Origin of the sequence: Arthrobacter sp. 92 (genome assembly GCF_050260325.1) — a bacterium.
GTDB lineage: Bacteria > Actinomycetota > Actinomycetes > Actinomycetales > Micrococcaceae > Arthrobacter.
Genome location: NZ_CP189863.1, coordinates 4,158,841 through 4,182,010 on the forward strand (window position 1 = coordinate 4,158,841; position 23,170 = coordinate 4,182,010).

A 23,170-nucleotide genomic window follows, 5' to 3' on the forward strand; every position below is an offset into this window, starting at 1 on the left:
GCTCTATATATTGGGTCCATGACCCAGACTCCAGTGCAGCACCCTGCCGACAACACCGCCGCGGCCGCCCCGGTGGCCAAGAAGGTCCCCACCGAGCGGACCCATCACGGCGACACGTTCGTGGACAACTACGAATGGCTGCGCGCGAAGGAATCCCCCGAAGTGGTGGAGCACCTCAAGGCCGAAAACGCCTACCAGGAGGCCGTCACCGCCCGCCAGCAGCCGCTGCGCGAGGCCATCTTCCAGGAGATCAAGGGCCGCACCCAGGAGACGGACCTCTCCGTGCCCAACCGCAAGGACGGCTGGTGGTACTACACCCGCTCGGTGGAGGGCAAGGAGTACGGCATCCAGTGCCGGGTCAAGGCCCAGGACACGGGGGACGCCGTGGCGGACTGGACTCCCCCGGCCGTGGAGGCCGGCGTCGAACTTTCCGGCGAGGAAGTCCTGCTGGACTGCAACGTGGAGGCCGAAGGCAAGCCGTTCTTTGCCGTGGGCGGCGCGGCGGTGACCGTGGACGGGAACCTGTACGCCTACGCCGTGGACAACGCCGGCGATGAGCGCTTCACCCTGCGCATCAAGGACCTGCGGACCGGCGAACTGCTGCCGGACGTGATCGAGAACATCTTCTACGGCATCTCCTTCTCCCCGGACGGCACCCGCCTCTTCTACACCGTGGTGGACGACGCCTGGCGCCCCTACCAGGTGAAGGCGCACGTGCTGGGCACGCCCGTCGCCGAGGACGAGGTGATTTACCAGGAGGACGACGTGGCCATGTGGCTGGGCTTTGAGCTCTCCGCCGACCGGCGCCACCTGGTGCTGAGCATCGGCTGCTCCGAGTTCAGCGAAACGCGCCTGCTGCGCTTTGACGATTACGACGCCGGCCTGACCACCGTGATCTCCCGCGACGCACGCGTCCTCTACGAGGCCGAACCGTTCCTGCTGACCGATGCCTCCGGCGCAGCGTCCGAGAAAATCCTGCTGACCCACAACCAGGACGCCATCAACTCTATGGTGTCCCTTGTGGACCCGGCCGAACTGGCCAAGCCGTTCGCCGAGCAGTACTGGACCACCGTCGTCGAGCATTCCGACGACGTGCGGGTCAACGGTGCCGGGGTCACCTCCACGCACGTGATTTTGTCCATCCGCAAGGACACCATTGAGCGGGTGCAGGTGATACCGCTGGCCGGCCTGGGCACCACCCGGCAGCTTGACCCCGTGGAGCCCGCCTTCGACGAGGAGCTCTACACCGCCGGGGTGGCCGGTTCCGACTACGAGGCGCCCGTGATCCGGATGGGCTACACGTCCTACTTCACGCCGTCGCGCGTGTACGACTTTGTGCTGCCCACCCCCGAACAGCCCGCCGGGGAGCTGCTGCTCCGCAAGGAAAGCCCCGTGCTGGGCGGCTACTCCCCCGCCGACTACGTGGCCACCCGCGAATGGGCCACGGCCGTGGATGGCACCCGCATTCCGCTCTCCGTGCTCCGGCACGTCTCCGTGAAGCAGGACTCCACCGCGGCGGGCCTGGTGTACGGCTACGGCTCCTACGAGATGAGCATGGATCCCGGCTTCGGCATCCCCCGGCTCTCCCTGCTGGACCGTGGGATTGTGTTCGTGATCGCGCACATCCGAGGCGGCGGCGAGCTGGGCCGGCACTGGTACGAGGAAGGCAAGAAGCTCCACAAGAAGAACACGTTCACGGACTTCATCGCAGCCACCGACTGGCTGGCCGGCTCCGGCTGGGTTGACCCCTCGCGGATCGCGGCCATGGGCGGCTCCGCGGGCGGCCTGCTGATGGGCGCCGTGGCCAATCTGGCGCCCGAGAAGTACGCGGCGATTGTGGCGGCGGTGCCGTTCGTGGACGCGCTGACCACCATCCTGGACCCGGAGCTTCCACTGTCCGCCCTCGAATGGGAGGAATGGGGCAACCCCATCACTGATCCGGAGGTCTACGCGTACATGAAGTCCTACAGTCCGTACGAGAACGTGCATGCCGCCCGGTACCCCAAGATCGCGGCCGTCACCTCGTTTAATGACACACGCGTGCTATATGTGGAGCCCGCCAAGTGGGTGCAGGTCCTGAGGGCCAACACCACGGGCCCCGAGCCGATCGTGATGAAGATCGAGATGGACGGCGGCCACGGCGGCGCCTCCGGACGGTACGTGCAGTGGCGAGAACGGGCGTGGGACTACGCGTTTGTGGCCGACTCCGTGGGCGCCACGGAGCTGCTGCCGGGAGCCGGGCTGAAGTAGGGGCTTCTCTCGTCTGCAATACTCCGGGTATGGGCAAAAGGTTTGGACGACGGCGGCCCCGGCCCGCGGGGGCGCGCGCCGGGGCACTCACCGCGCCGCTCCCGGGCGCGCTCACCGGGCCGCTGGCCGAATTCGGGGCCGCGGATGTGGCCCTGGCCGGCGGCAAGGGTGCCAACCTGGGTGAACTGGTCCGGGCCGGGTTCCCGGTCCCGCCCGGTTTCGTCATCACCACGGCCGCCTACGCCGCCATGCTGGAGGACACCGGGCTGGGCGCCACGCTAGCCGGGCTGCTGGAAACCGGGGCCGAAGGATTGAGGATCCGGGAAGCCTTCGCGGCAACTCCCATGCCGGAGTCCCTGCGCGATGCCATCACCGCCGCGTACCGGCAGGCCGGCGGAGGACCGGTGGCGGTCCGGTCCAGCGCCACAGCCGAGGACCTCCCGGGCGCCGCCTTCGCCGGCCAGCAGGACACGTTTTTGAACGTTGTGGGCGAGGACGCCCTGCTGCGCTCGGTCAAAGACTGCTGGGCTTCCCTCTGGACGGACCGTGCCATCTCCTACCGCACCCGCCGGGGCATCCCGGCGGAAGACGTCGCGATCGCCGTCGTGATCCAGAAAATGGTGGATGCCGACGTTGCCGGGGTCATGTTCAGCGCCGACCCGGTGACGGGACGGCGGGACTGCATTGTGGTGGACGCCAGCCCGGGTCTGGGCGAAGCAGTGGTCTCCGGGCTGGTCACCCCCGAACACTACGTCCTCAGCCCCCGCGGCCGCCTCAAGGAATGGACCCCGGGCGGCCACGAGGCTCTCATCCGTTCCGCGCCCGGCGGCGGGACCACCGAGACCAGCGGCGAGCCACAATCCGGGCCGTCCCTGACCAAACGACAACTGGCCGCGCTGGCCGGCATCTCACGCCGAGCCGTGGCGCACTTCGGTGTTCCGCAGGACATGGAATGGGCCGTCAACGGCGGCAGCGTGCATCTGCTGCAGGCGCGCCCCATGACGGCGCTGCCCCGCGAACCGGTCCGGCTCAACGCCTTCCAAAAGAAACTGGGTCCGTTCTTCGCCGAAATGTTCAACCAGCGCCCCTATCCGCTGGACGTATCGGGCTGGCTCGAGCAGGCCGTGCTGATCATGCTCAGGGACATGGCAGCCAGCGTGGGCGTGGACTTTCCCTCGCATGACCAGGTGCTGCCCGAAGAGGACGGGGTGGTCCTCACGCTGGTTCCGCCCGTCCCCCGGCCCACCCTGCGGGTCCTGGCCGCTCCCGCCGCAGTGGCCTCCCGGGCCAAGCGCTTCAAACTGGCGCGGTGGAAGGGCGATGCGCGGCTCGCCAAGTTCCTGGCCGAGATCGGCATGATCAACCGCGTTGATCCGCGGGAGCTCCCCTGGCCGCAGCTCACGGCGCATGTGCAGCACATCTTCGAGGCGTTCCAGCCGATAACCGCCCTGCGAGTGTCCTATCTGCCCGGGCTTCTGGTCTCACAGCTCAGGCTCTGGCCTTTGCTGCTGCTCCTGGGAAAGCAGCGGCTTGGCCCGGCACTGATCGCGGGGGGCCAGAGCCGCACCACCGACGCGAACCGGGAACTCGAACGCCTGGCCGGCCTGGTCCGCTCCGACGAAGGCCTGAGGCGCCTTTTCGAAGCGCTGCCCGCGGCGGAGCTGTTGCCCCGGCTGAGCGGCGATTCCCGGTACGCGGACTTCGCCGGCGCCTTCCGGGACTTCCTCAGCGAGTACGGGCACCGCGAATCCACCAGCGCGGTGCTGAGCAGCGCACCCACGTGGTCCGAGACGCCGGACGTGATCCTGGGACTGGTGAAGGTGCTCCTGGGCCAGCAGGGCCGGACCGCCGACCAGACCGGGGACGCCCTGCGCGAACTCGGTAGCCACCCGGCATTGCGCAACCCCTGGCTGCGGCGCCAGGTCCTCACCGCGGTGGATGATTCCAAGGCCGGCATGGCGTTCCGCGAAGACACCCACTTCTACATCACCATGCTGCTTCCCCCGCTGCGCCGGGCGCTTCTGGAGATGGGCGAACGGCTGCGAACGGCGGGGATTGTGGACCAGGGCCACGACGTCTTCCATCTGCGCTACGAGGAACTCCTGGCCGTGGCCGATCCGGGCACACTCCCGTCCCGGGAGCGGGACCGGCTCCGCGCGACCGTCACGGCCAGGTCCGCGAAGCGCCAGGAGCTGGCAGGGACTCCGGTGGTGGACTTGGATGTCCTGTTCGCGGACCGGAAACGGCAGGGGGACGGACTCGTGGCCGGAACCGGAGCCAGCCGCGGAACCGCCACTGGAACTGTGCGCATCATCCGCGGACCGGCCGACTTCGGCGAGCTTCGCAGCGGTGAGATCCTCGTCTGCCCCTACACCAACCCGTCGTGGACGCCGCTGTTCCAGCGCGCCGCCGCCGTGGTGGTGGATGCGGGCGGAGCCGGCTCCCACGCCGCAATCGTGGCCCGTGAATACGGCATTCCCGCAGTGATGGGAACGCGCAACGCCACGGCCGTGCTGAGGGACGGGCAGCGCGTCACGGTCAACGGCAACACCGGGCTGGTCACCGAAGCGCCGTAGAGCCTCCGACGCGGTCCTGCCACTCGCTGCAGACCATGGCGTACACGAGCTCCGTGGCCCACTGTCCCTTGTAGCGCCACTTGTCCACGTGGGTGGCCTCCAGCCGCATGCCCAGGCGCTCGCAGATGGCCGCCGAAGCCGTGTTCAGGGCGTCCAGCTTGGCGTCGATCCGGTGGAAGCCGAGCTCCTCGAAGCCAAGCTTCAGCATGGCTTCGGCGGCCTCGGTGGCATAGCCGTGACCCCTCGCCTCCGGGGCCAAGCTCCAGCCCACCTCGCCCTGGCCGTCCCCGGGCAGCCACTTGAGCACCACCTCGCCGATCAGCCCGGGCGAGTCGGCGGCTTCGATGGCCAGGGCCACCCAGTCGCCCTCCTTGTCGAACTCGAAGTTGGCGTACTTCCCCACCCGCTCCATGCACTCCGTGTAGCTCTTGGCGTCGCCGGGCAGGAAGCGGGCCGTCTCCGGCAGCGAGTGGTAGGCGTGGAAGGCATCAAGATCCGCGGCCTCGAAGCGCCGCAGCACCAGGCGCTCCGTGCGGATGGGCAGCATTATGCGTGGCATTCGGCCGGGCTACGCATCGACCGATGAATGGCTGACGACGGCGGCGGTTGCCTCCGCGATGGCGCGCTCCTCGTCGGTGGGGACCACCAGGACGGGGATGACGGATTCCGGGGTGGAAATCACGCGGGGTTCCTTGGACCGCATGAGGTTCAACCCGGCGTCGAGCTCTACGCCCAGGGCGCCGAGCCGCTCCGCCACGAGGGTGCGGAACTGGTGCGAGTTTTCCCCGATGCCGGCCGTGAACACCAGTGCCTTGGCCCCGCCCACCGCCACGTGGTAGCCGCCGATGTACTTGGCCAGCCGGTAGGACGCAACGGCGAGCGCCATGGCCGCCTTGGGGTCCCCCGCTTCGGAGGCCTCCACCACGGAGCGCATGTCGTTGTTGCCGGCCAGGCCCTTGAGCCCGGACTCGCGGTTGAGCATGGTGTCGATGTCCTCCGGGGACCAGCCGGCGCGGCCCAGGAACACCAGGATGGAGGGGTCCAGGTCGCCCGACCGGGTGCCCATCACCAGGCCCTCCAGCGGGGTGAAGCCCATGGAGGTGTCCACGGACTTGCCGCCGCGGATCGCCGTGACGGAGGCGCCGTTGCCCAGGTGGGCGATCACGGCGTCGAACTCCTCCACCGGGAGGTCCAGCAGCGCGGCCGCCTGGTGCGCCACGTATTCGTGCGAGGTGCCGTGGAAGCCGTAGCGGCGGATCCCGTGGTTGGTGTAGAGCGAGTCCGGCACGGCGTAGCGCCAGGCGTGCTCGGGCAGGGTGCGGTGGAAGGCGGTGTCGAACACGGCCACCTGCGGCAGGTCCGGCCACTTCCTGGTGATGGCCCGGATGCCCAGGACGTTGGCCGGGTTGTGCAGCGGGGCCAGCGGGTTGAGCCGCTCTATGGCCCGGGTGATCTCGTTGTTCACCAGCACCGGCTCCGCGAAGCGCTCCCCGCCGTGCACCACCCGGTGCCCCACGGCATCCAGTTCCCGGTCGCCGAGCACTTTGTGGATGGCGGCGTCCACCTGTTCCAGCGCCTCGGCGTGGTCCCGCGGGCCCTCGATCTCGCCGTCGCCCTCACCGCCGTTGCCCATCCCGATCTTCTCGATCAGCCCCTCGGTGAGCACGCTGTGGGAAGCCACGTCCCGCACCTGGTACTTGAGCGAGGACGAGCCGGAGTTGATGACAAGCACGAGCATGGAGGGCCTCCTAGGCCTTGGCTTCAACGGACGGGGCGAGGGCTTCGGACGCGGGGGCGCCGGCGGCGCCGGACTGAGCGGGCGCGGAGTGGGCCGGGACCGACTGGGCCTGGATGGCGGTGATGGCCACGGTGTTCACGATGTCCTCCACCGTGCAGCCGCGGGAGAGATCGTTCACCGGCTTGCGGAGGCCCTGCAGGACGGGCCCGACGGCGACCGCACCGGAGGACTGCTGCACCGCCTTGTAGGTGTTGTTGCCGGTGTTCAGGTCCGGGAAAATGAACACGGTGGCCTGCCCGGCCACGGTGGAGCCGGGCATCTTGGACTCGGCGATGGCGGCGTCCACGGCGGCGTCGTACTGGATGGGTCCCTCCACGGCCAGGTCCGGCCGGCGGGACTTGACCAGTTCGGTGGCCTGCCGCACCGCGTCCACGGCCTCGCCCGCGCCGGAGCCGCCGGTGGAGTAGGAGAGCATGGCCACGCGCGGCTGCACCCCGAACTGGGCGGCCGTTTCCGCCGAGGCCAGGGCGATGTCCGCCAGCTGCTCCACGTTCGGTTCCGGGTTCACCGCGCAGTCCCCGTACACCAGCACCCGGTCCGGCATCAGCATCAGGAACACGGAGGAGACCAGCTTGACGCCCGGGCGGGTCTTCACGAACTCCAGCGCCGGGCGGATGGTGTGGGCCGTGGTGTGTGCGGCGCCGGAGACCATGCCGTCCACCACGCCCAGCTGGACCATCATGGTGCCGAAGTAGCTGCCGTCCAGCATGACCTCCAACGCCTTGGCCAGGTCCACGCCCTTGTGCGCGCGCAGTTCCGCGTACTTCTGCGCAAACTCCTGCCGCAGCTCCGAGGTGGCCGGATCGATGATGCTGATCCCGTTGAGGTCGATGCCCTGGGTGGATGCCAGCTCCCGGACCTCGGACTCGTTGCCCAGCACCGTGAGGTCGCAGACGTCCCGGCGGTGCAGGATCTCGGCGGCCCGCAGGATGCGCACGTCCGTGCCTTCGGGGAGCACGATGTGCCGGCGCTGGGAGCGGGCGCGCTCAATGAGGTCGTGCAGGAAGCGCAGGGGTGTCATCCGCTCCAGCCGCGGCAGGTGCAGGCGTTCCACGAGCTCGGCCTCGTCCACGCGCTTGGCCCACAGGCCCAGGGCCGAGGCCACCTTGCGGCGGTGCCCGGACCAGATCTCGCTGCGCACCTCGGAGACCTGCTTGGCGGTGGTGTAGGTGTCGTCCGGGCCGGCGAACACGGGGAACGGCGCCTGCGCCAGCATCGAGTAGATGTTCGGCTCCGGGGCCAGGCCGCCGGTGAGGATCAGCGCCGAGGGCACCGGGAACTCCGGCGAGAAGGAGGACGCCAGGCACGCCACCATCACATCGGCGCGGTCGCCCGGGACGATCACCAGCGCGCCGTCGTCGAGCACGTGCAGGAAGTTGGCCACGTTCATGGCCGCCACCTTGATGGAGCGAACGTCGCGTTCCATGTCCTGGCGGCCGGCCACCTGGCGGATGCCGAGGGCGGTGGCCACCTCCCCGGTGGTGGGCCGGGCAATGTCCTCCAGCTCCGGGAAGATATACACCGGACGCCCGCTGGCGCCGGGCTTCAGGGCGGCGGCAATGGCGTCCACATCCTTCGGATCGGCGCGGTTCACCATGATGGCCAGCAGGCTGCAGCGCTCGGCCGCGAGTTCCTTCCGGGCCACCTCGACGGCGTCCGCCGCCTCATCCACGGTGCGGCCCTTCGCGCCCACCACCGCCACCACGGAGGCGGCAAGGTTGTTGGCCAGGCGGGCATTGAGGTCGAATTCGACGGCGGCGTCCTGGCCGGTGAGGTCGGTTCCCTCCACGATCACCACGTCGCAGTGGCGGGACATCTCGGCGAAGATCTCCACGCAGCGGGCGTCGATTTCCGCCCGGTTCCCTTCGGCCAGGAGGCGGCGGACCTCGGCGAAGGTGAGCCCGCCGCGGCAGCGGTCATCGTCAAGATCGAACCTGGACTTCATCAGGGCAACCATGGGATCCGCCGCGGCACTGGTGCCGTGGACCACGGGTTTGAAGAACCCGATCCGGTCCGCGTGCCGGTGCAGCGCGTCCGCGAGTCCCAGCGCTACGAGCGACTTTCCGGAACCCGGAGTGGTCGCACTGACGTAAATTCCCTTGGCCATGGTCCGCCCTTAGTGGTGACGTGATGGTTCTCCGTTCCACCATACTTTCACTTCCTGGCGGGGTTGCGGGATCACCCGCGGGTGTTCACCGCCACGCCGGCGGGGACGGTGCTGCTCAGGGGCCTATTTTCGGGGAGCCGCACCCTGTTTCGGAGCGCGGATTCGGGGCCAGCTCTTGACAGAAGGCACCCACATGGGATTACCTAATGAACATTCGGTAAATAAAGCTGGAGGCAATGACGCATGGCTGAACTGACCATTCCCGGTGCAACCCACCAGATCCTCAAGGACGACTACGCGTCCGAGTGGATGGGCATCGAGGTGCTCAAGGTTGAGGACGGGCACGCCACCATCCGCATGACGCTCCGGCAGGAGATGCTCAACGGCTTTGGCATGGCCCATGGCGGAATGATCTTCGCCTTCGGTGACACCGCGTTCGCCCTCGCCTGCAACCCCGCCACCCCCGGGCAGGGCGAGGAGGGCACCATCACCGTGGCCGCCGGCGTCGACATCAACTTCCTCAAGCCGGCCTACCGGGGCCAGGTGATCACCGCCGTCGCGAACCGCCGCGCCCACGCTGGCCGCACCGGCCTGTACGACATCCAGATCTACGCCGCCGACCCCGGCGCCCCTGGCCTGTCCCCCGCGGACGCCACACCCGCAGATCCCCTTCCGGGCGAGCTCATCGCCGAGTTCCGCGGCCGCAGCCGCACCATCTCCAAGAAATAGAAATCAGAGAACACAGATGACTCAAAGCACCGTCGCCGCCCCCAGTGATGCCGTCCTGGACCGCGAAGAAACCATTTCCCGCGACGAGCTTGAGGCGCTGCAGCTCTCCCGCCTCCAGCACACCGTCGCTTACGCGTACGACCGCGTGCCCCTCTACAAGCGCAAGTTCGATGAGGCCGGCGTGCACCCCACGGACCTGCGCGAGCTCTCCGACCTGGGCAAGTTTCCCTTCACCACCAAGGAGGACCTGCGGCTGGAGTACCCCTTCGGCATGTTCGCCGTGCCGCAGAGCGAGGTGGCCCGGATCCACGCGAGCTCCGGCACCACCGGCCGCGCCACTGTGGTGGGCTACACCAAAAAGGACCTCGCAGACTGGGCCAAGCTCGTGGCACGTTCGCTGCGGGCTTCCGGCGTGCGCCCCGGCATGAAGGTCCACAACGCCTACGGCTACGGCCTGTTCACCGGCGGCATGGGCGCACACGCTGGCGCCGAGGCCCTGGGCTGCACCGTCATCCCGATCTCCGGCGGCCAGACCGAACGCCAGATTACCCTGATCCAGGACTTCCAGCCGGACGCGATCCTGGCCACCCCCACCTACCTGCTGACCATCGCCGACGCGATGATGAAGCAGGGAATCGACCCGGCCTCCACCTCGCTCAAGTATGCCGTGCTGGGTGCCGAGCCGTGGACCGAGGAGATGCGCCACGAGCTCGAAGTGACCATGAACCTCAAGGCCTGCGACATTTACGGCCTGTCCGAGGTCATGGGTCCCGGCGTTGCCGGCGAGGCCGTGGAAACGCAGGACGGAAGCCACATCTGGGAGGACCACTTCCGCCCGGAAATCATCGACGCGTTTGACCCCACCAAGGTGCTGGGCGACGGCGAACCCGGCGAGCTGGTGTTCACCTCCCTCACCAAGGAGGCTCTACCCATCATCCGCTACCGCACCAAGGACCTCACCCGCCTGCTGCCCGGCACCGCACGCCCCGCGCACCGCCGCATGGGCCGCATCACCGGGCGCAGCGACGACATGATCATCCTGCGCGGCGTGAACCTTTTCCCGTCCCAGATCGAGGAGATCGCCCTGCGCATCCCCGAGCTCAGCCCGCACTTCCAGCTGGAGCTCACCCGCCCCGAAGGCCAGCGCATGGACCAACTCACCGTCAAGATCGAACGCCGGGAATCGGTGACCGTTGAGGGCACCACGGCAGCGGCCAGGACCCTGCAGCAGCAGATCAAGATCCACGTGGGATCCTCCTGCACGGTGGACGTGGTGGAGCCCGGCTCCCTGGAGCGTTCAAACGGCAAACTGCGCCGGATCTACGACCTGCGCCCCAAGGGCTAACGGAGTGCACCCGGTGGGACTCGAACCCACGACCCGAGGATTAAAAGTCCACTGCTCTACCAACTGAGCTACAGGTGCCTCGACCCGATGGCGGGGACTGGTTCCAATGGGGATGGTCCCCGGCCGTTACGGCCGGGGACCATCCTTTGCGGGACGCCTCCTGGGCGCTGCTGCCGTGCGCGAGATGCGCGTGGCGGCCCTCGCGGGCGAACGCCCGGCATGCAGGCTTCACTTGCCCGGATCCCGTCCCGGCTCTTCGGGTCCAGCCGCGTCCCCGCACGGCCGCACCCTTGAATACTGTCCGATCCACTCCCCTGACATAACCTATTTAGCACCGGCCGGGCGCCGATTCAAGGGGTGTTGCGGCGGATTTGCGCCGCTTGACCGAACGTTCGTGAGAAAATAGCCGGTATGTCCACAACCGATGTCCCCACCAAGCGCGGCCGCCCCGGCTACGACCAGCAGTCTGTTCTGCAGATCGCCGTCGAAGTCTTCAACCGGCACGGCTACGACGCCACGTCCATGGGCATCCTCGCCGAGAACCTGGGCATTTCCAAGTCCGCCATCTACCACCATGTGCCCTCCAAGGGCGACCTCCTGAAGCTGGCGCTGGACCAGGCCCTGGGCGGCCTCGAGGCCATCCTGGAGGAGCCGCGGGCCCAGACCGGCACCGCCGAGGCCCGGCTGGAGTTCGTGCTGCGGCAGACCGTCTCGGTGCTGGTGGAACGGCTCCCGTTCGTCACGCTACTGCTGCGCCTCCGGGGCAACACGGACATCGAGCGCGACGCCATGGAACGCCGTCGCGCCTTTGACCACAAGGTGGCAGAGCTGATCTCCGCGGCCAGGGACGAAGGCTCCCTCCGCAAGGACATCGATCCCCGCACCGTCACCCGGTTGCTGTTCGGCACCATCAACTCGATCGTCGAATGGTACAAGCCGGGCGGCTCACTCTCCCCGGAAAAGCTGGCCGACGACGTCATCACCATGGCGTTCAAGGGTCTCCACGTCCCCGGCGCGGACTGACCCGCCTGCCTGCCATGGCGAGACCCCCGGAATTGACGCGCCAAACTCATTGACGGCCCGCGGCACGGCCGCCACTCTTGGAGCATGGCCACCAGACTGTCGCGGGTACTCTCGGGAGCTTTCCCGCAACTGCGTTATGAACCGACCGCCAAGAGGGTGCGGGCGTCCCTCGCCGGGCAGCCCGTGGTGGACACCCTCAATGCCTACCTGGTCTGGGAGCCGCGAAGGATTACGCCCGTCTTCGCCGTGCCCGAGGACGAACTCCATGCGGAGCTTGCGGCGCCCACACCGGCAGACCACAAAGCGGAGGAGCTCAGCGTGAGCCTGCCCCTGGGCGCGGGGCCCGGATTCGATCCCCGGACAGGCTTCGGCAAACACACCTCGCCCGGCGAGGAACTGGATGTGGTGACCCCGGAGGCCACGGCGACCCGGGCAGCATTCCGGCCCGACGACCCTGACCTGGCCGGTTACGTGGTCCTCGATTTCAACAGTTTTGAGTGGATGGAGGACGACGAGGAGATCATTGGCCACCCCCGGGACCCGTTCCACCGGGTGGACATCCGCGCCTCCTCGGTGCCGGTGGAGGTGCGGCTCGGCGACGTCACGCTCGCCGAGACCACCGGCGCGCAGCTGTTGTACGAAACCATGCTCCCGGTGCGTTACTACATCCCCATGGCGGACGTGCGGCTGGACCTGCTGGAGCCCAGCACCACCAAGACGGTGTGCCCCTACAAAGGGACCGCAAGCTACTGGACCTATCCGCTCGCCGAAACCGGACGCAACATCGCCTGGAGCTACGACCAGCGGTTCCTTGACGCCGCGCAGATCCACGGGCTGATGTGCTTCTTCAATGAACGCGTGGACCTGACCGTGGACGGCGTGCGCCAGGAGCGACCCGTGACGCCGTGGTCTGCGGCGTGGCCCTAGGCCGGGCATGGAAAAGGCGCCCCGCTGAGCCGGGGCGCCAGTCTCCTCGCTCTGAGCCCGGGCCGGCACGCTAAACCGGTCCCTCACCTAGAGCTGATATTCGGCCTGCTGTCCGAGGTTCTCGTGGATGCAGAGGATGTTGTTCTCCGTGTCCATGAACCAGGCGCACTTCTCCGACTGGGTGGAGCAAATGTGGTGGTCGGTCTTGAGGTCCGGGAGATCGTAGTCCTGGAACCGGACTCCCCTTGCCTCCATCTCGTCCACGGTGCGTTCGATGTCGCGGACCTCGAAGCTGAGGGTGGTGTGCTCGGAGTGCTTGCCATCCTTCACGGGCATCAACTGCAGCATGGGGCCGCCTTCGCTGCCAAACAGTTCGCTTCCGTCATCCGCCACGCCACGATGTGGGAGCCCAAGGGTTTCCGCGTAGAAACGACGGGCACGCTCTTTATCATCAACGGGCAGAACGGTTGTGGCTGTGTTCAATACTAGGGTCATTTCGCCACCTCCTACGGTGCATATTTTACGCCGGGAGGACCCGGAAAGATCTTACGAACCTCGCGAGGCCGTAAAACACGGCCGCGAATGACCGCCCACTGCACCGTAGCTACCGGTAGCAGCACAGAAGGCCCGGTGGACGACGGCGGGGCCTCCCGCCGTCGTACTCTACTCTCAGGCTCCCCGGCAACCTCTGGAGCCCCGGCCTGTGGTCACGACGAGAGGGCTGATTCAGGCATACCAACTGACCTGGACAACGGCCTGAAGAAACGACACAACGAAGGAATACTTTTATGACCAGAATGCTGATTATTGGCCCGCCCGGTTCCGGCAAGGGAACCCAGGCTGAACGGATTTCCGATCGCCTCGGCGTTGTTGCGATCTCCACCGGCGACATCTTCCGCGCGAACGTCAAGGGTGAGACACCGCTGGGCATCGAGGCCCGGAAGTACATGGATAACGGAGATTTTGTTCCGGACGCCGTGACCAACAAGATGGTGCGCAGCCGGCTCAGCGAGGAGGACGTCGACGGCGGCTTCCTCCTCGACGGCTATCCGCGCACCACTGCGCAGGTGGACTACCTTGACGCGATCCTCGCCAACGGCGGGCAGCAGCTGGACGTTGTCCTGCAGTTGACCGCGGACGACGAGGAACTGGTCAGCCGCCTGCTGGGCCGTGCCAAGGAAACCGGCCGGAGCGACGACACCGAAGCCGTGATCCGGCACCGGCTTGACCTGTACCACCAGCAGACCGAGGCCGTGGTGGCCAGGTATGCCGAACGCGGCATCCTGACCCGCGTGGACGGCATCGGCGGGATCGGCGACGTCACCGACAGGGTGATGGGCGCCATCGGCAACCCCGTCCCCGCCTCGGTGGCCAGCGGACGCTAGTCCCCCGCCACTCCCTGGAAAGCTCGGTCCGCATTCGGACCTTAAGCGCAGACGCTCCCTCACTGGTGAGGGAGCGTCTGCGGGGTGCGTCGACCGGCCGGGAAGCGGCCCCTACTTTTCGACCAGCGTCAGGACGTCGTACGTGGCCACGATTTCGTCGTTCTGGTTGGTCAGGACGGCGTCCCAGGCAACCTCGCCGTACTCGTCGGTTTCACGCGGTGTGATCTTCTTGGCCGTCAGGGTGACCCGGATGGAGTCTCCCGCTGCCACGGGGGTGATGAAGCGCAGGTTTTCCAGCCCGTAGTTGGCCAGGACGGGGCCCGGTGCGGGCTCCACGAACAGCCCGGCGCCCCAGGCGAGGAGCAGGTAGCCGTGCGCCACGATGCCGGGGAAGAACGGGTTGGCCGCCGCCGCTTCCTGGTTGGTGTGCGCGTAGAACGTGTCCCCGGTGGAGTTGGCGAACGCGGTGATGTCCTCGAGGGTGACCTGGCGCAGATCGGAGCGGACGGCGTCGCCAATCCGCAGGGTCTTCAGCGACTTCCGGAACGGGTGCGTGGATTCGGTCTCCACCGTGAAGTTCCGGTCCGAGCCCGTGTGCCAGACGCCGGTGACGGCCGTGAGCATGTTGGGTGAGCCCTGGATGGCGGTGCGCTGCATGTGGTGCATCACCGAGCGGATGCCGCCCAGTTCCTCACCGCCGCCGGCGCGTCCGGGGCCGCCGTGAACCAGGTGCGGAACGGGAGAGCCGTGGCCGGTGGAGCTGCGGGCGTCCTCGCGGTTGAGCATCAGCACACGGCCGTGGTGCGCCGCGATCCCGGTGACGAGCTCGCGCGCCACCTCGGGATCGTTGGTGCAGACCGAGGCGACCAGCGAGCCCCCGCCGCGGGCGGCGAGGCGAACGGCGTCGGCGAGGTCGGTGTAGCCGATCACGGATGACACCGGGCCGAAGGCCTCCAGGGAGTGGACCTGCTCGGCCTCGGCGTCCGCCCAGGTCAGCAGCACCGGAGACATAAACGCGCCGCGTTCGACGACGCCCACTCCGCCGTCCTTGCTGGTCACCTTGGGTGAATCGAGGGTGCCGTACGCCAGTTCGCCGCCGGCGTCGAGCATGGACTGGACGGCGGCACGGACATCGGCCAGCTGCTCGAGGGAGGCCAGCGCGCCCATGGTGACGCCCTCGGCGCGGGGGTCACCCAGCACCACGCGTTCCTGGATGCGGGCACCCACCGCGGCAACGACGTCGGACACCAGTTCCCGGGGCACGATGGTGCGCCGGATGGAGGTGCACTTCTGGCCTGCCTTGACCGTCATCTCGGTGACCACGGACTTGATGAAGGCGTCGAATTCGGGGGTGCCCTTCACGGCGTCCGGGCCCAGGATGGCGGCGTTGAGGGAGTCGGTTTCGGAGGTGAAGCGCACGCCGCCCTTGACCACGTTGGCGTGTGACTTCAGCGCGTTGGCCGTGGACGCGGAGCCGGTGAAGGCCACCATGTCCCGGTAATCCAGGTGGTCCAGGATGGTGCGGGCGGAGCCGGAGATCAGTTGCAGCGAGCCCTTGGGCAGGATGCCTGATTCCACGATCGCCTTCACCACGGCCGCGGCCACGTAGCCGGTGGGGGTGGCGGGCTTGACGATGGTGGGAACGCCGGCGATGAACGCTGGCGCCAGCTTCTCCAGCATGCCCCAGACCGGGAAGTTGAAGGCGTTGATCTGCACGGCGACGCCGGGGATGCGCGTGTAGATGTGCTCACCGGCGAAGGAGCCGTCCTTGGACAGGACCTCCATGGGGCCGTCCACCACCACCTGCGAGTTGGGCAGTTCACGGCGGCCCTTGGAGCCGAAAGTGAACAGCACGCCGATGCCGCCGTCGATGTCCACCATCGAGTCGATCTTCGTGGCGCCGGTCTGGGCGGAGAGTGCGTAGAACTCCTCCCGGCGGCCGTTGAGGTACTGCGCCAGCTCCTTGAGCTTCAGCGCGCGCTGGTGGAAGGTGAACCGGCCGAGTTCCGTTTGGCCGGTGGTGCGGCCGTACTCCACGACGGCGGCAAGGTCCAGGCCCTCCGTGCTCACCTTGGCCAGGAGTTCGCCCGTGCTGGCGTCCAGGACGGGGACCGCGGAAGCCGCCGCCCCGGCGTCGGGCGTCCACCAGGCATCCTGGACGAAACTCGGGACGGTCTCAACAGTGTCTACTGTGGGTGCGGGAGCAGTTGCAGTGGTGGTCATCGTTGACGGGTCCTTCCAACGCGGGGCAAGATCAACGCGGCCAGAGTATTACTGACCGTCCGTTCGGTAATATGTCTACAGTACATGAAGGTGCCCGGCTGCACACTAGCCAAAGCACACTAGCCAAGACACTAGCCAAGGAGGGGCCATGACGGCCGAAACCCACAATGCCGAGCTCTGGAAGATCACCCTGGGCGAACTCGACGAGAAGATGGGCGTGAAAATCGTCGAGGAGTCCGTGCAGCGGGTGGTGGCCACCATGCCCGTGGAAGGCAACCGGCAGTCCTTTGGACTCCTGCACGGCGGAGCCTCCCTGGCCGTGGGTGAGGCTGTGGGCTCCTGGGCGGCCGTGATCCACGCAAGCACGCTGGGCAAGACCGCGGTGGGCGTGGATGTCTCGGCCACGCACCACAAATCCGCGCGCGAGGGAACCATCACCATCACCGCCACCCCCATCCACCTGGGCGGGACCCTCACCACCCACGAGGTGCTGATCACCAACGAGGCCGGGCAGCGGCTGTGCACCCTGCGGATCACCAACCTCCTCCTGGACCGGAAGAACTGAGGCTGCGGGGCGGGCGTGGGCGGCCGTCGGGAGCGGCCGTCGGGGGGCGTCTGCGCGGGGGCGGGCGTCGGGGGGCGTCTGCGCGGGGGCGGGCGTGGGCGTCGCGGGGCGGGTTTGCACCGGGGTCGCCGGGAGCCTGCGGGGTCGCCGTAGCGGTACGGCGACCCCGCACGTTTCCGGCGAGCTCGGGGTCGCCCGGGCTCGCGTACACCGAGCTCACCCGCTGACGTAGGGCCGATCGACCCGGAATGCCCACGGCCCAGGCTGTTAGATTGGCAAGGCTGAGTCTCGCAAAACCGCTTGGAAATAACCGGTCCCTCCGGAAGGAATCCGTCATGCTCTCAGACACCTCCCTGCCCGTCATCAAGGAAACGCTGCCTGTGGTGGGCGAGCACATTGAGGAGATTGCCAAGCGGTTCTACCAACACATGTTCGAGGCACGGCCGGACCTTCTGGATGGGCTGTTCAACCGGGGAAACCAGGCCGATGGCCGGCAACAACAGGCGCTGGCTGGATCCATCGCCGCGTTCGCAGGCTACCTGGTGGATAAGCCGGATCAGCTCCCGGACCACCTCCTCTCGCGGGTGGCCCACAAGCACGTCTCGCTTGGGCTCAGCCCGGACCAGTACGAGATTGTCCACGACAATCTGATGTGGGCCATCGTGGATGTGCTGGGCGACGCCGTCACCCCCGAGGTGGCTGCCGCCTGGGATGAGGTGTACTGGCTGATGGCCAACATGCTCATCAACAAGGAACGCGGGCTCTACAACGCCGTGCACCTCTCGCCGGAAACCATTTGGCGGACCTGGCGGGTGGCCCAGAAGATCCAGGAGACCGACGACGTGGTCACCTTTGTGGTGGAACGAACCGATGAGCGCGACGTCAAGCCGTCCCTGCCAGGGCAGTATGTGACCATCAAGATGGTGATGCACGACGGCGTGCACCAGCCCCGGCAATACAGCCTCACCAAGGCCGACGACGGCAAGCACCGGCAGTTCGCCGTCAAGAGGGTTCACGGGCTCGCCACCCCGGACGGCGAGATGTCCAACCTGCTCCACAACGAAGTCCAGGTGGGCGACGAGGTGGTGCTCTCGGCGCCATTCGGCGACGTGGTGCTGGAGTACACAGACCGTCCCGTGGTCCTGGCCAGCGCTGGGATCGGCATCACGCCGATGGCCGGAATGCTCTCCCACCTGGTGAAGTCGGGCTCGCAGCGGCGGGTGATGCTCCTGCACGCCGATGACAGCGCCGCTTCGTTCCCGCTCCGGGAGCAGGTGAGCCAGGACCTCGCTCAGCTGACGGACGCTTCATTGACCACCTGGTTCCTCAACCCGACGGAGGGCCGGGAGCCCGGCGAATCCGAGTTCTCAGGCTTTATGGACCTAAGCTCCCTGGATTTGCCGGACGACGCCGAGTACTACCTCTGCGGCCCGCTGCCCTTCCTCCAGTCGGTCCGGAGCGCCCTCGTGACCCGGGGCGTACCGGCCAGGGACATCCAATATGAGGTCTTTGGCCCGGACCTTTGGCTGGCCGATTTTCAGTAGCCAGGCGGTTGGCAGCAGCCAGGTAGGTGGGCGGCGGCCAGTGGCAGCGGCGGGACCGGGTAGTCGGCGGGACCGGGCAGGCAGCGGCGGGACCGCCGCCGGGAGTTCGAACTTTGCTACGCCACCCTGGCGCCCAGCCGGGACAGGATGGCTCTCAACTCCGCGCCCGTGACTCCGTGACGCAGCAGGTAGCTGCGGGTATCGAGGCGTCGGACGAATTCCAGGGCGCCAAGGCCCCGTTTCTCCAACAGCGGCGCAAGCTTTTCCTCGGACAGGTACCGTTCGTGTGGGTGGGGTGTGGCGGCTGTCCGGTGCCGTTCGTTGATGCCACGCATGGCCAGCTGATAGGCAACCACGATGTCATGGTCGCTGCCCCCGGCCAGGTCCTGAAGCATCGCGGCGATCATGCCGCTGCGGTCGCGCCCGGCCGAGCAGTGGATCACCACCCCGCCACGGGAGACCGCCACGGCCTTGAAGACGGCCACCAGCTTTTCGGGGAACATCCGGGCGTTGTCCGCGTAGCAGTCCGGATCATTGAGGTAGGGAACGCAGAGGGCCTTGAACTCGGGATGGTCGGGATCTTCGGTGGGGGCGTGCACCACGCGGAACGCCGCCAATGCGTCCTCGCCCACCTCGGGATCGGTGTCCCGGCGGCCCTGTTCCACTGCGTTACGGAGGTCGATCACGGTGCGGACGCCGTCGTCGTACGCCTGCCGCCACCCTGCCTCGGTGACCCATTCCCGGCGTCCCATGCGGTAAACGTCCCCGGCGACGCGCCAGGCGTTCACGGCGCCGTCCCACCCCACGGCCGTCCCAAACTTGTCCACCCCGAAAGCTAACCACACGGCCGGGCCGCGGTACACGCCCCAAGACGGGACCATCGGCCCGGGATCCGCGCGGGGCGGGGGCGTAGGGTGGCAGGGCGCCCGTCTTTCGCAGGTCTCATTCTTCCGGGCGGCACGCCGCGTCCACCTATGGCGGCGTCACGCATGAAAAGGGGAACACATTGGAAATGTTGAAACCACGACGCCGGAGCTCGGCGCTGGCTGCCGGTCTCGCCACGGTGGCCATGATCATGGGGGCCTCCGCCGGCCCTGCCCAAGCGACTGTCAAGACCACATATGTGGCTCTTGGCGACTCGTATGCCGCGGGTCAGGGCGCCGGTGATTATCTGGACCTGTGCTACCGCAGCGAGAACAGCTACGCGGGGCTCGCTGACGCGGAAAAGGACGTCAAGCTCATCACCAATGCGGCGTGCAGCGGCAAGACCACCGCGGAAGTGGTGTCCACGGAACTGGGCCGCCTCAACCCCAGCACCGAACTCGTGACGATCACCGCCGGCGGCAATGACCTGGATGTGGGGACGATCATGGTGCTGTGCGGTGCCAGCCTGGGCAGTCCCGCGTGCCTGCAGGCCATCGCGTCCGCCCAGACCCTCATCAGCAGCGGCGAGCTGACCTCGCGGGTGGCCAGCATGATCCTTGCCGTCAAGGCAGCTGCTCCGAACGCGAAGATTGTGGTGACCGGCTATCCGCATCTGTTCGCGCCCGCGCCAGGCTTTCCGGACCAGGCGAACCTCTTTGTCGATGGCCTGAACGGCTCCATCTTCGCCGCCGCAATGGGCACCGGCGCGCAGTACGTGGACGTGTCCGCGGCCTTCACCGGCCACGGCATCGGATCCCTGGACCCGTGGGTCAACTACACCCCGCTGGGCACGCCCACCCCGGACGACTTCCACCCCAACGCCGCGGGCTACCGGGCGTACTACAGCGCGCTGCTTGGCGCGGGGGTGTTCTAAAGGGTGTCTAGCGGGGCGCGTCTCTAGCGCGGCGCGTCTCTAGCGCGGCGCGTCTCTAGCGGGGCGCGTCTCTAGCGGGGCGAGCGCAGCTTGGCGAGCCTGAACTCCAGGCCGGCGCGGACCATGGGCCACTCGTGCTTCAGGATCGAATACACCACGGTGTCCCGGAGCACGCCGTCCCTGGTCCGCGAATGGCTGCGCAGAACCCCGTCCTGCTTGGCGCCGAGCCGGGCGATCGCCTCGCGGGACTGGTGGTTGAGCAGGTGTGTGCGGAACTCCACGGCGGGGCATCCCAGGGACTCGAAGGCGTGACGAAGCAGCAGCAGCTTCGAATCCGGGTTGGTGCCTGTGCCCTGGGAGGACGCCGCATTCCACGTGGAACCGATCTCCACCCTCGGCGTCGCGGCGTCGATGTTCATATAGGTGGTCATGCCGATCACCCGGCCGGGTGCCCCGGTGACCTGGTCGATGAGCCGCGTGGTGAAAGGCACCATGGAGCCTTGCTCCTGCAGGGCCAGGCGGCGGTCGATCTCCGCGCCCATCTCCTCCGGCGCGGGGACGGAGGTGTACCAGAGCTTCCACAGTTGACCATCGCGGACCGCCTCCACCAGGGCGTCGTGATGGCCGTGGCTCAGAGGCTCGAGGACGACGTATTTTCCGGTGAGCGTGAGGGGTTCCATGGCAGCCATCGCACCATCCTAGCTATCGTGCGCTGAGCCAGGGTGTGCGAAGCGGCGGCGGCTCTACGGCGGCGTCCAGTTGCTGATCCTTTGGAGGGGTCTCAAGGCGGCGCGTGCCGGCGTCAGGCGGATGGCCGTGTTCCGCAGCGCCACGGCCGCGGGATTGCTCAGTTGGCTGAACTTTCCCATCCGGCGCGCGGAACGGGCAATGGCCTGGGTCCGGGCGCGGCGGTCCTGGTCATAGCGGAGCAGTGCGGCGGGGACGTCCGCAGCGCCGGCCAGGTGGGCGGCGAGCACGGCGGCGTCCTCGATGGCCTGGCACCCGCCCTGGCCGAGGTCCGGAGTCATGGCATGCGCAGCATCCCCCAGAAGGGCGGCGGCGCCGCGGACGTAGCTGGGGAGGTCCGGAAGATACTCAACATCCAGCCTGAGGATCCGCTGCGGCGGGGTTGCCCGGATAAGCTCGCCGATGGGCGCGTGCCAGCCAGTGAAGGTGTCCAGCAATGCCGCCCGCTCGTCCTCATTCCGGCCGCCACGGGGAGCGTTCCGTTCCGCGAACCAATAAACCTGCTGGTCACGCAACGGAAGATGGCCGAATTTCACGCCGCTGCCCCAGGTCTCGCCGCCGCCGGCCACATCCACCGCGCCGGCAGGAGTGATGCCCCGCCAGGTCGTGTGACCGCTGTACACCGGCGGGGCCGAGGACGGGAAGATCAGCGACCGAAGCGTGCTGTGCACGCCGTCGGCGGCAATCACCAGGTCCGCCGCCAACTCGAACCGTCCCGCTGCCCCGCTGGCCAGGACCCGCAGGGGTTCCTTGACGGGCGCCGAGGCTTTGCCCTCCGGCTCCGCTGGGGCCCCGGACTGCGCCAGCGCCTCCGGCTGTGCTTGGGCCTCGGACTGCCCTTGGCCCGCAGCGAACCCCGTCAGCCCGTCCACGGCGACTCCGGCGCGGACGCAGCCCTCGGGCAGCGCGGCGCGCAACACGGAGTGCAGATCGGCGCGGTGCAACAGGACGACCTCGATGAGCGGCGCATCTCCCGGCCGGGCCCGGGTCAGCCAACGCCCTGACGGCGTCCGCAGGCCGCCATCCGCGGACAGCGGGGCGGCCAGGTCCGCAAGCTGATCGGCCACGCCCAGGCGCTCCAGGACGCGCATGGCGTTGGGCCACAGCGAAATGCCGGACCCGCCGTCGGCCATCCTGTCGCGGCGTTCCAGCACGGTGGCGTCCCAGCCGATCCCGCGCAACGCGAGGGCGGCGCACAGGCCGCCGATCCCGGCACCCACAATCACTGCGGAAGGCCGACGCGCGGTGTTCATGACGCCCCTCGCTGCCGGGTTGGCAGGTCAGGCGGTCCAGTCGAAGAAACCCTTGCCGGTCTTCCGGCCCAGTTCCCCGCGGGCCACCTTGTCCCGGAGGATCTGCGGCGGCGCGAACCGGTCCCCCAGCGTGGACTGCAGGTATTCCGCGATGCCCAGCCGTACGTCCAGGCCCACGATGTCCGTGGTACGGAGTGGCCCGGTGGGGTGCTTATAGCCGAGGACCATGGCGTTGTCGATGTCCTCCGCGGACGCCACGCCCTCTTCCACCATGCGCATCGCTTCGAGCGCGATGGCCACGCCCAGCCGCGAGGAGGCGAAGCCGGGGGCGTCGTTAACCACGACGGCGGTCTTGCCCAGCGCTTCCGTCCAGCCTCTCGCTGCGGCGGCGAGTTCGGCGGAAGTTTCCTTACCGAGGACCACCTCGATGAGGGTGGAGGCCGGCACCGGGTTGAAGAAGTGCAGGCCGAGGAAGTTCTGCGGGCGCTTCAACTCGCGGGCCAGTCCGTCCACCGAGAGCGAGGAGGTGTTGGAAGCGAGGTAGGCATCGGGGGCAAGGCGGGCCTCGATGCCCTGCAGCGCGGTGACTTTGAGGTCCCAATCCTCCGGGACGGCCTCGATGACCAACTGCCGGTCGGCGAAGTCGTCATAGTCCACGGTGACAGAGAGCCGCGAGACCATCTCGTCCAGGTTGGCGTCCACGGCACCGCGCTCAATGCTCTTGGCGGCAGCGGACTCCACGCGTTCGCGGGCGGCCTCGGCCGATTCCTCATCGCGTTCCACCACAAGGGCGTCGGCTCCCTTGATCAGGAACGCGTGGGCGATGCCCGCGCCCATCCGGCCACCGCCAAGGACGCCGACCTTCGCCGGAAGGTTTGCTGGGAGTGCGGAGTTGCTCAT

At 68.0% G+C, this 23,170-nt stretch carries 19 protein-coding genes and 1 tRNA gene; 10 read left to right on the plus strand and 10 right to left on the minus strand.

Annotated elements, in window-relative coordinates; translation table 11 throughout:
• The first annotated feature begins 18 nt into the window (after positions 1-18).
• Together ACP4XC_RS19330 and ACP4XC_RS19335 are read left to right on the plus strand one after the other, a co-directional pair.
• Positions 19-2,250 carry a S9 family peptidase gene (locus ACP4XC_RS19330; RefSeq protein WP_427172317.1) on the plus strand — a complete coding sequence of 744 codons (2,232 nt, stop codon included), beginning with the start codon at positions 19-21 and terminating at the stop codon, positions 2,248-2,250.
• Positions 2,251-2,279: 29 nt separating this feature from the next.
• Entirely contained in the window at positions 2,280-4,826 is a 2,547-nt protein-coding gene (locus tag ACP4XC_RS19335) for a PEP/pyruvate-binding domain-containing protein (protein ID WP_427172318.1), read from the plus strand.
• On the opposite strand, the gene ACP4XC_RS19340 is transcribed toward ACP4XC_RS19335, so the two are convergent.
• Genes ACP4XC_RS19340 through pta form a run of 3 tightly spaced genes read right to left on the minus strand, consistent with a single transcriptional unit; the run spans position 4,810 to position 8,731 of the window.
• Positions 4,810-5,385, minus strand: a complete 576-nt coding sequence (locus ACP4XC_RS19340; protein ID WP_427172319.1) for a GNAT family N-acetyltransferase — start codon at positions 5,383-5,385, stop codon at positions 4,810-4,812. The genes ACP4XC_RS19335 and ACP4XC_RS19340 overlap by 17 nt on opposite strands.
• Positions 5,386-5,394: 9 nt before the next feature.
• On the minus strand, positions 5,395-6,564 hold the full coding sequence (locus ACP4XC_RS19345) for an acetate kinase (RefSeq protein WP_427172320.1): 1,170 nt from the start codon (positions 6,562-6,564) through the stop codon (positions 5,395-5,397).
• 10 nt (positions 6,565-6,574) lie between these two features.
• The gene (gene pta, locus ACP4XC_RS19350) at positions 6,575-8,731 is read right to left on the minus strand and encodes a phosphate acetyltransferase (RefSeq protein ID WP_427172321.1); all 2,157 of its coding nucleotides are present in this window, start codon (positions 8,729-8,731) and stop codon (positions 6,575-6,577) included.
• Between the two features lie 243 nt (positions 8,732-8,974).
• Here pta and ACP4XC_RS19355 point away from each other — a divergent pair, with 243 nt between their 5' ends.
• Together ACP4XC_RS19355 and paaK are read left to right on the plus strand one after the other, a co-directional pair.
• Positions 8,975-9,460, plus strand: a complete 486-nt coding sequence (locus tag ACP4XC_RS19355; RefSeq protein ID WP_427172322.1) for a hotdog fold thioesterase — start codon at positions 8,975-8,977, stop codon at positions 9,458-9,460.
• Positions 9,461-9,476: 16 nt separating this feature from the next.
• Positions 9,477-10,805, plus strand: coding sequence for a phenylacetate--CoA ligase PaaK (gene paaK, locus ACP4XC_RS19360; RefSeq protein WP_427172323.1), 1,329 nt, complete (start codon positions 9,477-9,479; stop codon positions 10,803-10,805).
• Between the two features lie 5 nt (positions 10,806-10,810).
• Here the strand turns inward: paaK and ACP4XC_RS19365 are convergent.
• Positions 10,811-10,883, minus strand: a tRNA-Lys gene (locus tag ACP4XC_RS19365).
• A 333-nt stretch (positions 10,884-11,216) separates the two neighbouring features.
• On the opposite strand from ACP4XC_RS19365, the gene ACP4XC_RS19370 reads away from it, so the two are divergent.
• Both ACP4XC_RS19370 and ACP4XC_RS19375 read left to right on the plus strand, forming a co-directional pair.
• Complete coding sequence (locus ACP4XC_RS19370) at positions 11,217-11,828, plus strand: TetR/AcrR family transcriptional regulator (RefSeq protein ID WP_427172324.1); 612 nt, start codon at positions 11,217-11,219, stop codon at positions 11,826-11,828.
• 84 nt (positions 11,829-11,912) lie between these two features.
• Positions 11,913-12,755, plus strand: coding sequence for a DUF427 domain-containing protein (locus ACP4XC_RS19375; protein WP_427172325.1), 843 nt, complete (start codon positions 11,913-11,915; stop codon positions 12,753-12,755).
• 87 nt (positions 12,756-12,842) lie between these two features.
• On the opposite strand, the gene ACP4XC_RS19380 is transcribed toward ACP4XC_RS19375, so the two are convergent.
• Positions 12,843-13,250 (minus strand): VOC family protein, encoded by a 408-nt coding sequence (locus tag ACP4XC_RS19380; protein ID WP_427172326.1) that lies wholly within the window; start codon positions 13,248-13,250, stop codon positions 12,843-12,845.
• 302 nt (positions 13,251-13,552) lie between these two features.
• Between ACP4XC_RS19380 and ACP4XC_RS19385 the strand changes: the two genes are divergently transcribed.
• Positions 13,553-14,140: an adenylate kinase gene (locus ACP4XC_RS19385; RefSeq protein ID WP_427175169.1), complete on the plus strand. Its 588-nt coding sequence runs from the start codon at positions 13,553-13,555 to the stop codon at positions 14,138-14,140.
• 111 nt (positions 14,141-14,251) lie between these two features.
• On the opposite strand, the gene paaZ is transcribed toward ACP4XC_RS19385, so the two are convergent.
• Positions 14,252-16,363 (minus strand): phenylacetic acid degradation bifunctional protein PaaZ, encoded by a 2,112-nt coding sequence (paaZ, locus tag ACP4XC_RS19390; protein WP_427172327.1) that lies wholly within the window; start codon positions 16,361-16,363, stop codon positions 14,252-14,254.
• Between the two features lie 148 nt (positions 16,364-16,511).
• Between paaZ and ACP4XC_RS19395 the strand changes: the two genes are divergently transcribed.
• Together ACP4XC_RS19395 and ACP4XC_RS19400 are read left to right on the plus strand one after the other, a co-directional pair.
• Entirely contained in the window at positions 16,512-16,928 is a 417-nt protein-coding gene (locus ACP4XC_RS19395; protein WP_427172328.1) for a PaaI family thioesterase, read from the plus strand.
• A 335-nt stretch (positions 16,929-17,263) separates the two neighbouring features.
• Positions 17,264-18,472 (plus strand): globin domain-containing protein, encoded by a 1,209-nt coding sequence (locus ACP4XC_RS19400; protein WP_427172329.1) that lies wholly within the window; start codon positions 17,264-17,266, stop codon positions 18,470-18,472.
• A 116-nt stretch (positions 18,473-18,588) separates the two neighbouring features.
• Here the strand turns inward: ACP4XC_RS19400 and ACP4XC_RS19405 are convergent, their stop codons facing one another.
• On the minus strand, positions 18,589-19,299 hold the full coding sequence (locus tag ACP4XC_RS19405; RefSeq protein WP_427172330.1) for a tyrosine-protein phosphatase: 711 nt from the start codon (positions 19,297-19,299) through the stop codon (positions 18,589-18,591).
• Positions 19,300-19,484: 185 nt separating this feature from the next.
• On the opposite strand from ACP4XC_RS19405, the gene ACP4XC_RS19410 reads away from it, so the two are divergent.
• On the plus strand, positions 19,485-20,270 hold the full coding sequence (locus ACP4XC_RS19410; protein WP_427172331.1) for an SGNH/GDSL hydrolase family protein: 786 nt from the start codon (positions 19,485-19,487) through the stop codon (positions 20,268-20,270).
• Positions 20,271-20,341: 71 nt separating this feature from the next.
• Here the strand turns inward: ACP4XC_RS19410 and ACP4XC_RS19415 are convergent, their stop codons facing one another.
• From ACP4XC_RS19415 to ACP4XC_RS19425, 3 genes are read right to left on the minus strand one after another with little or no spacing between them, the layout of a single operon-like run.
• Positions 20,342-20,959: a GNAT family N-acetyltransferase gene (locus ACP4XC_RS19415; RefSeq protein WP_427172332.1), complete on the minus strand. Its 618-nt coding sequence runs from the start codon at positions 20,957-20,959 to the stop codon at positions 20,342-20,344.
• Positions 20,960-21,013: 54 nt separating this feature from the next.
• On the minus strand, positions 21,014-22,270 hold the full coding sequence (locus ACP4XC_RS19420) for an FAD-dependent monooxygenase (RefSeq protein ID WP_427172333.1): 1,257 nt from the start codon (positions 22,268-22,270) through the stop codon (positions 21,014-21,016).
• A 27-nt stretch (positions 22,271-22,297) separates the two neighbouring features.
• Positions 22,298-23,170, minus strand: coding sequence for a 3-hydroxyacyl-CoA dehydrogenase family protein (locus ACP4XC_RS19425; RefSeq protein ID WP_427172334.1), 873 nt, complete (start codon positions 23,168-23,170; stop codon positions 22,298-22,300).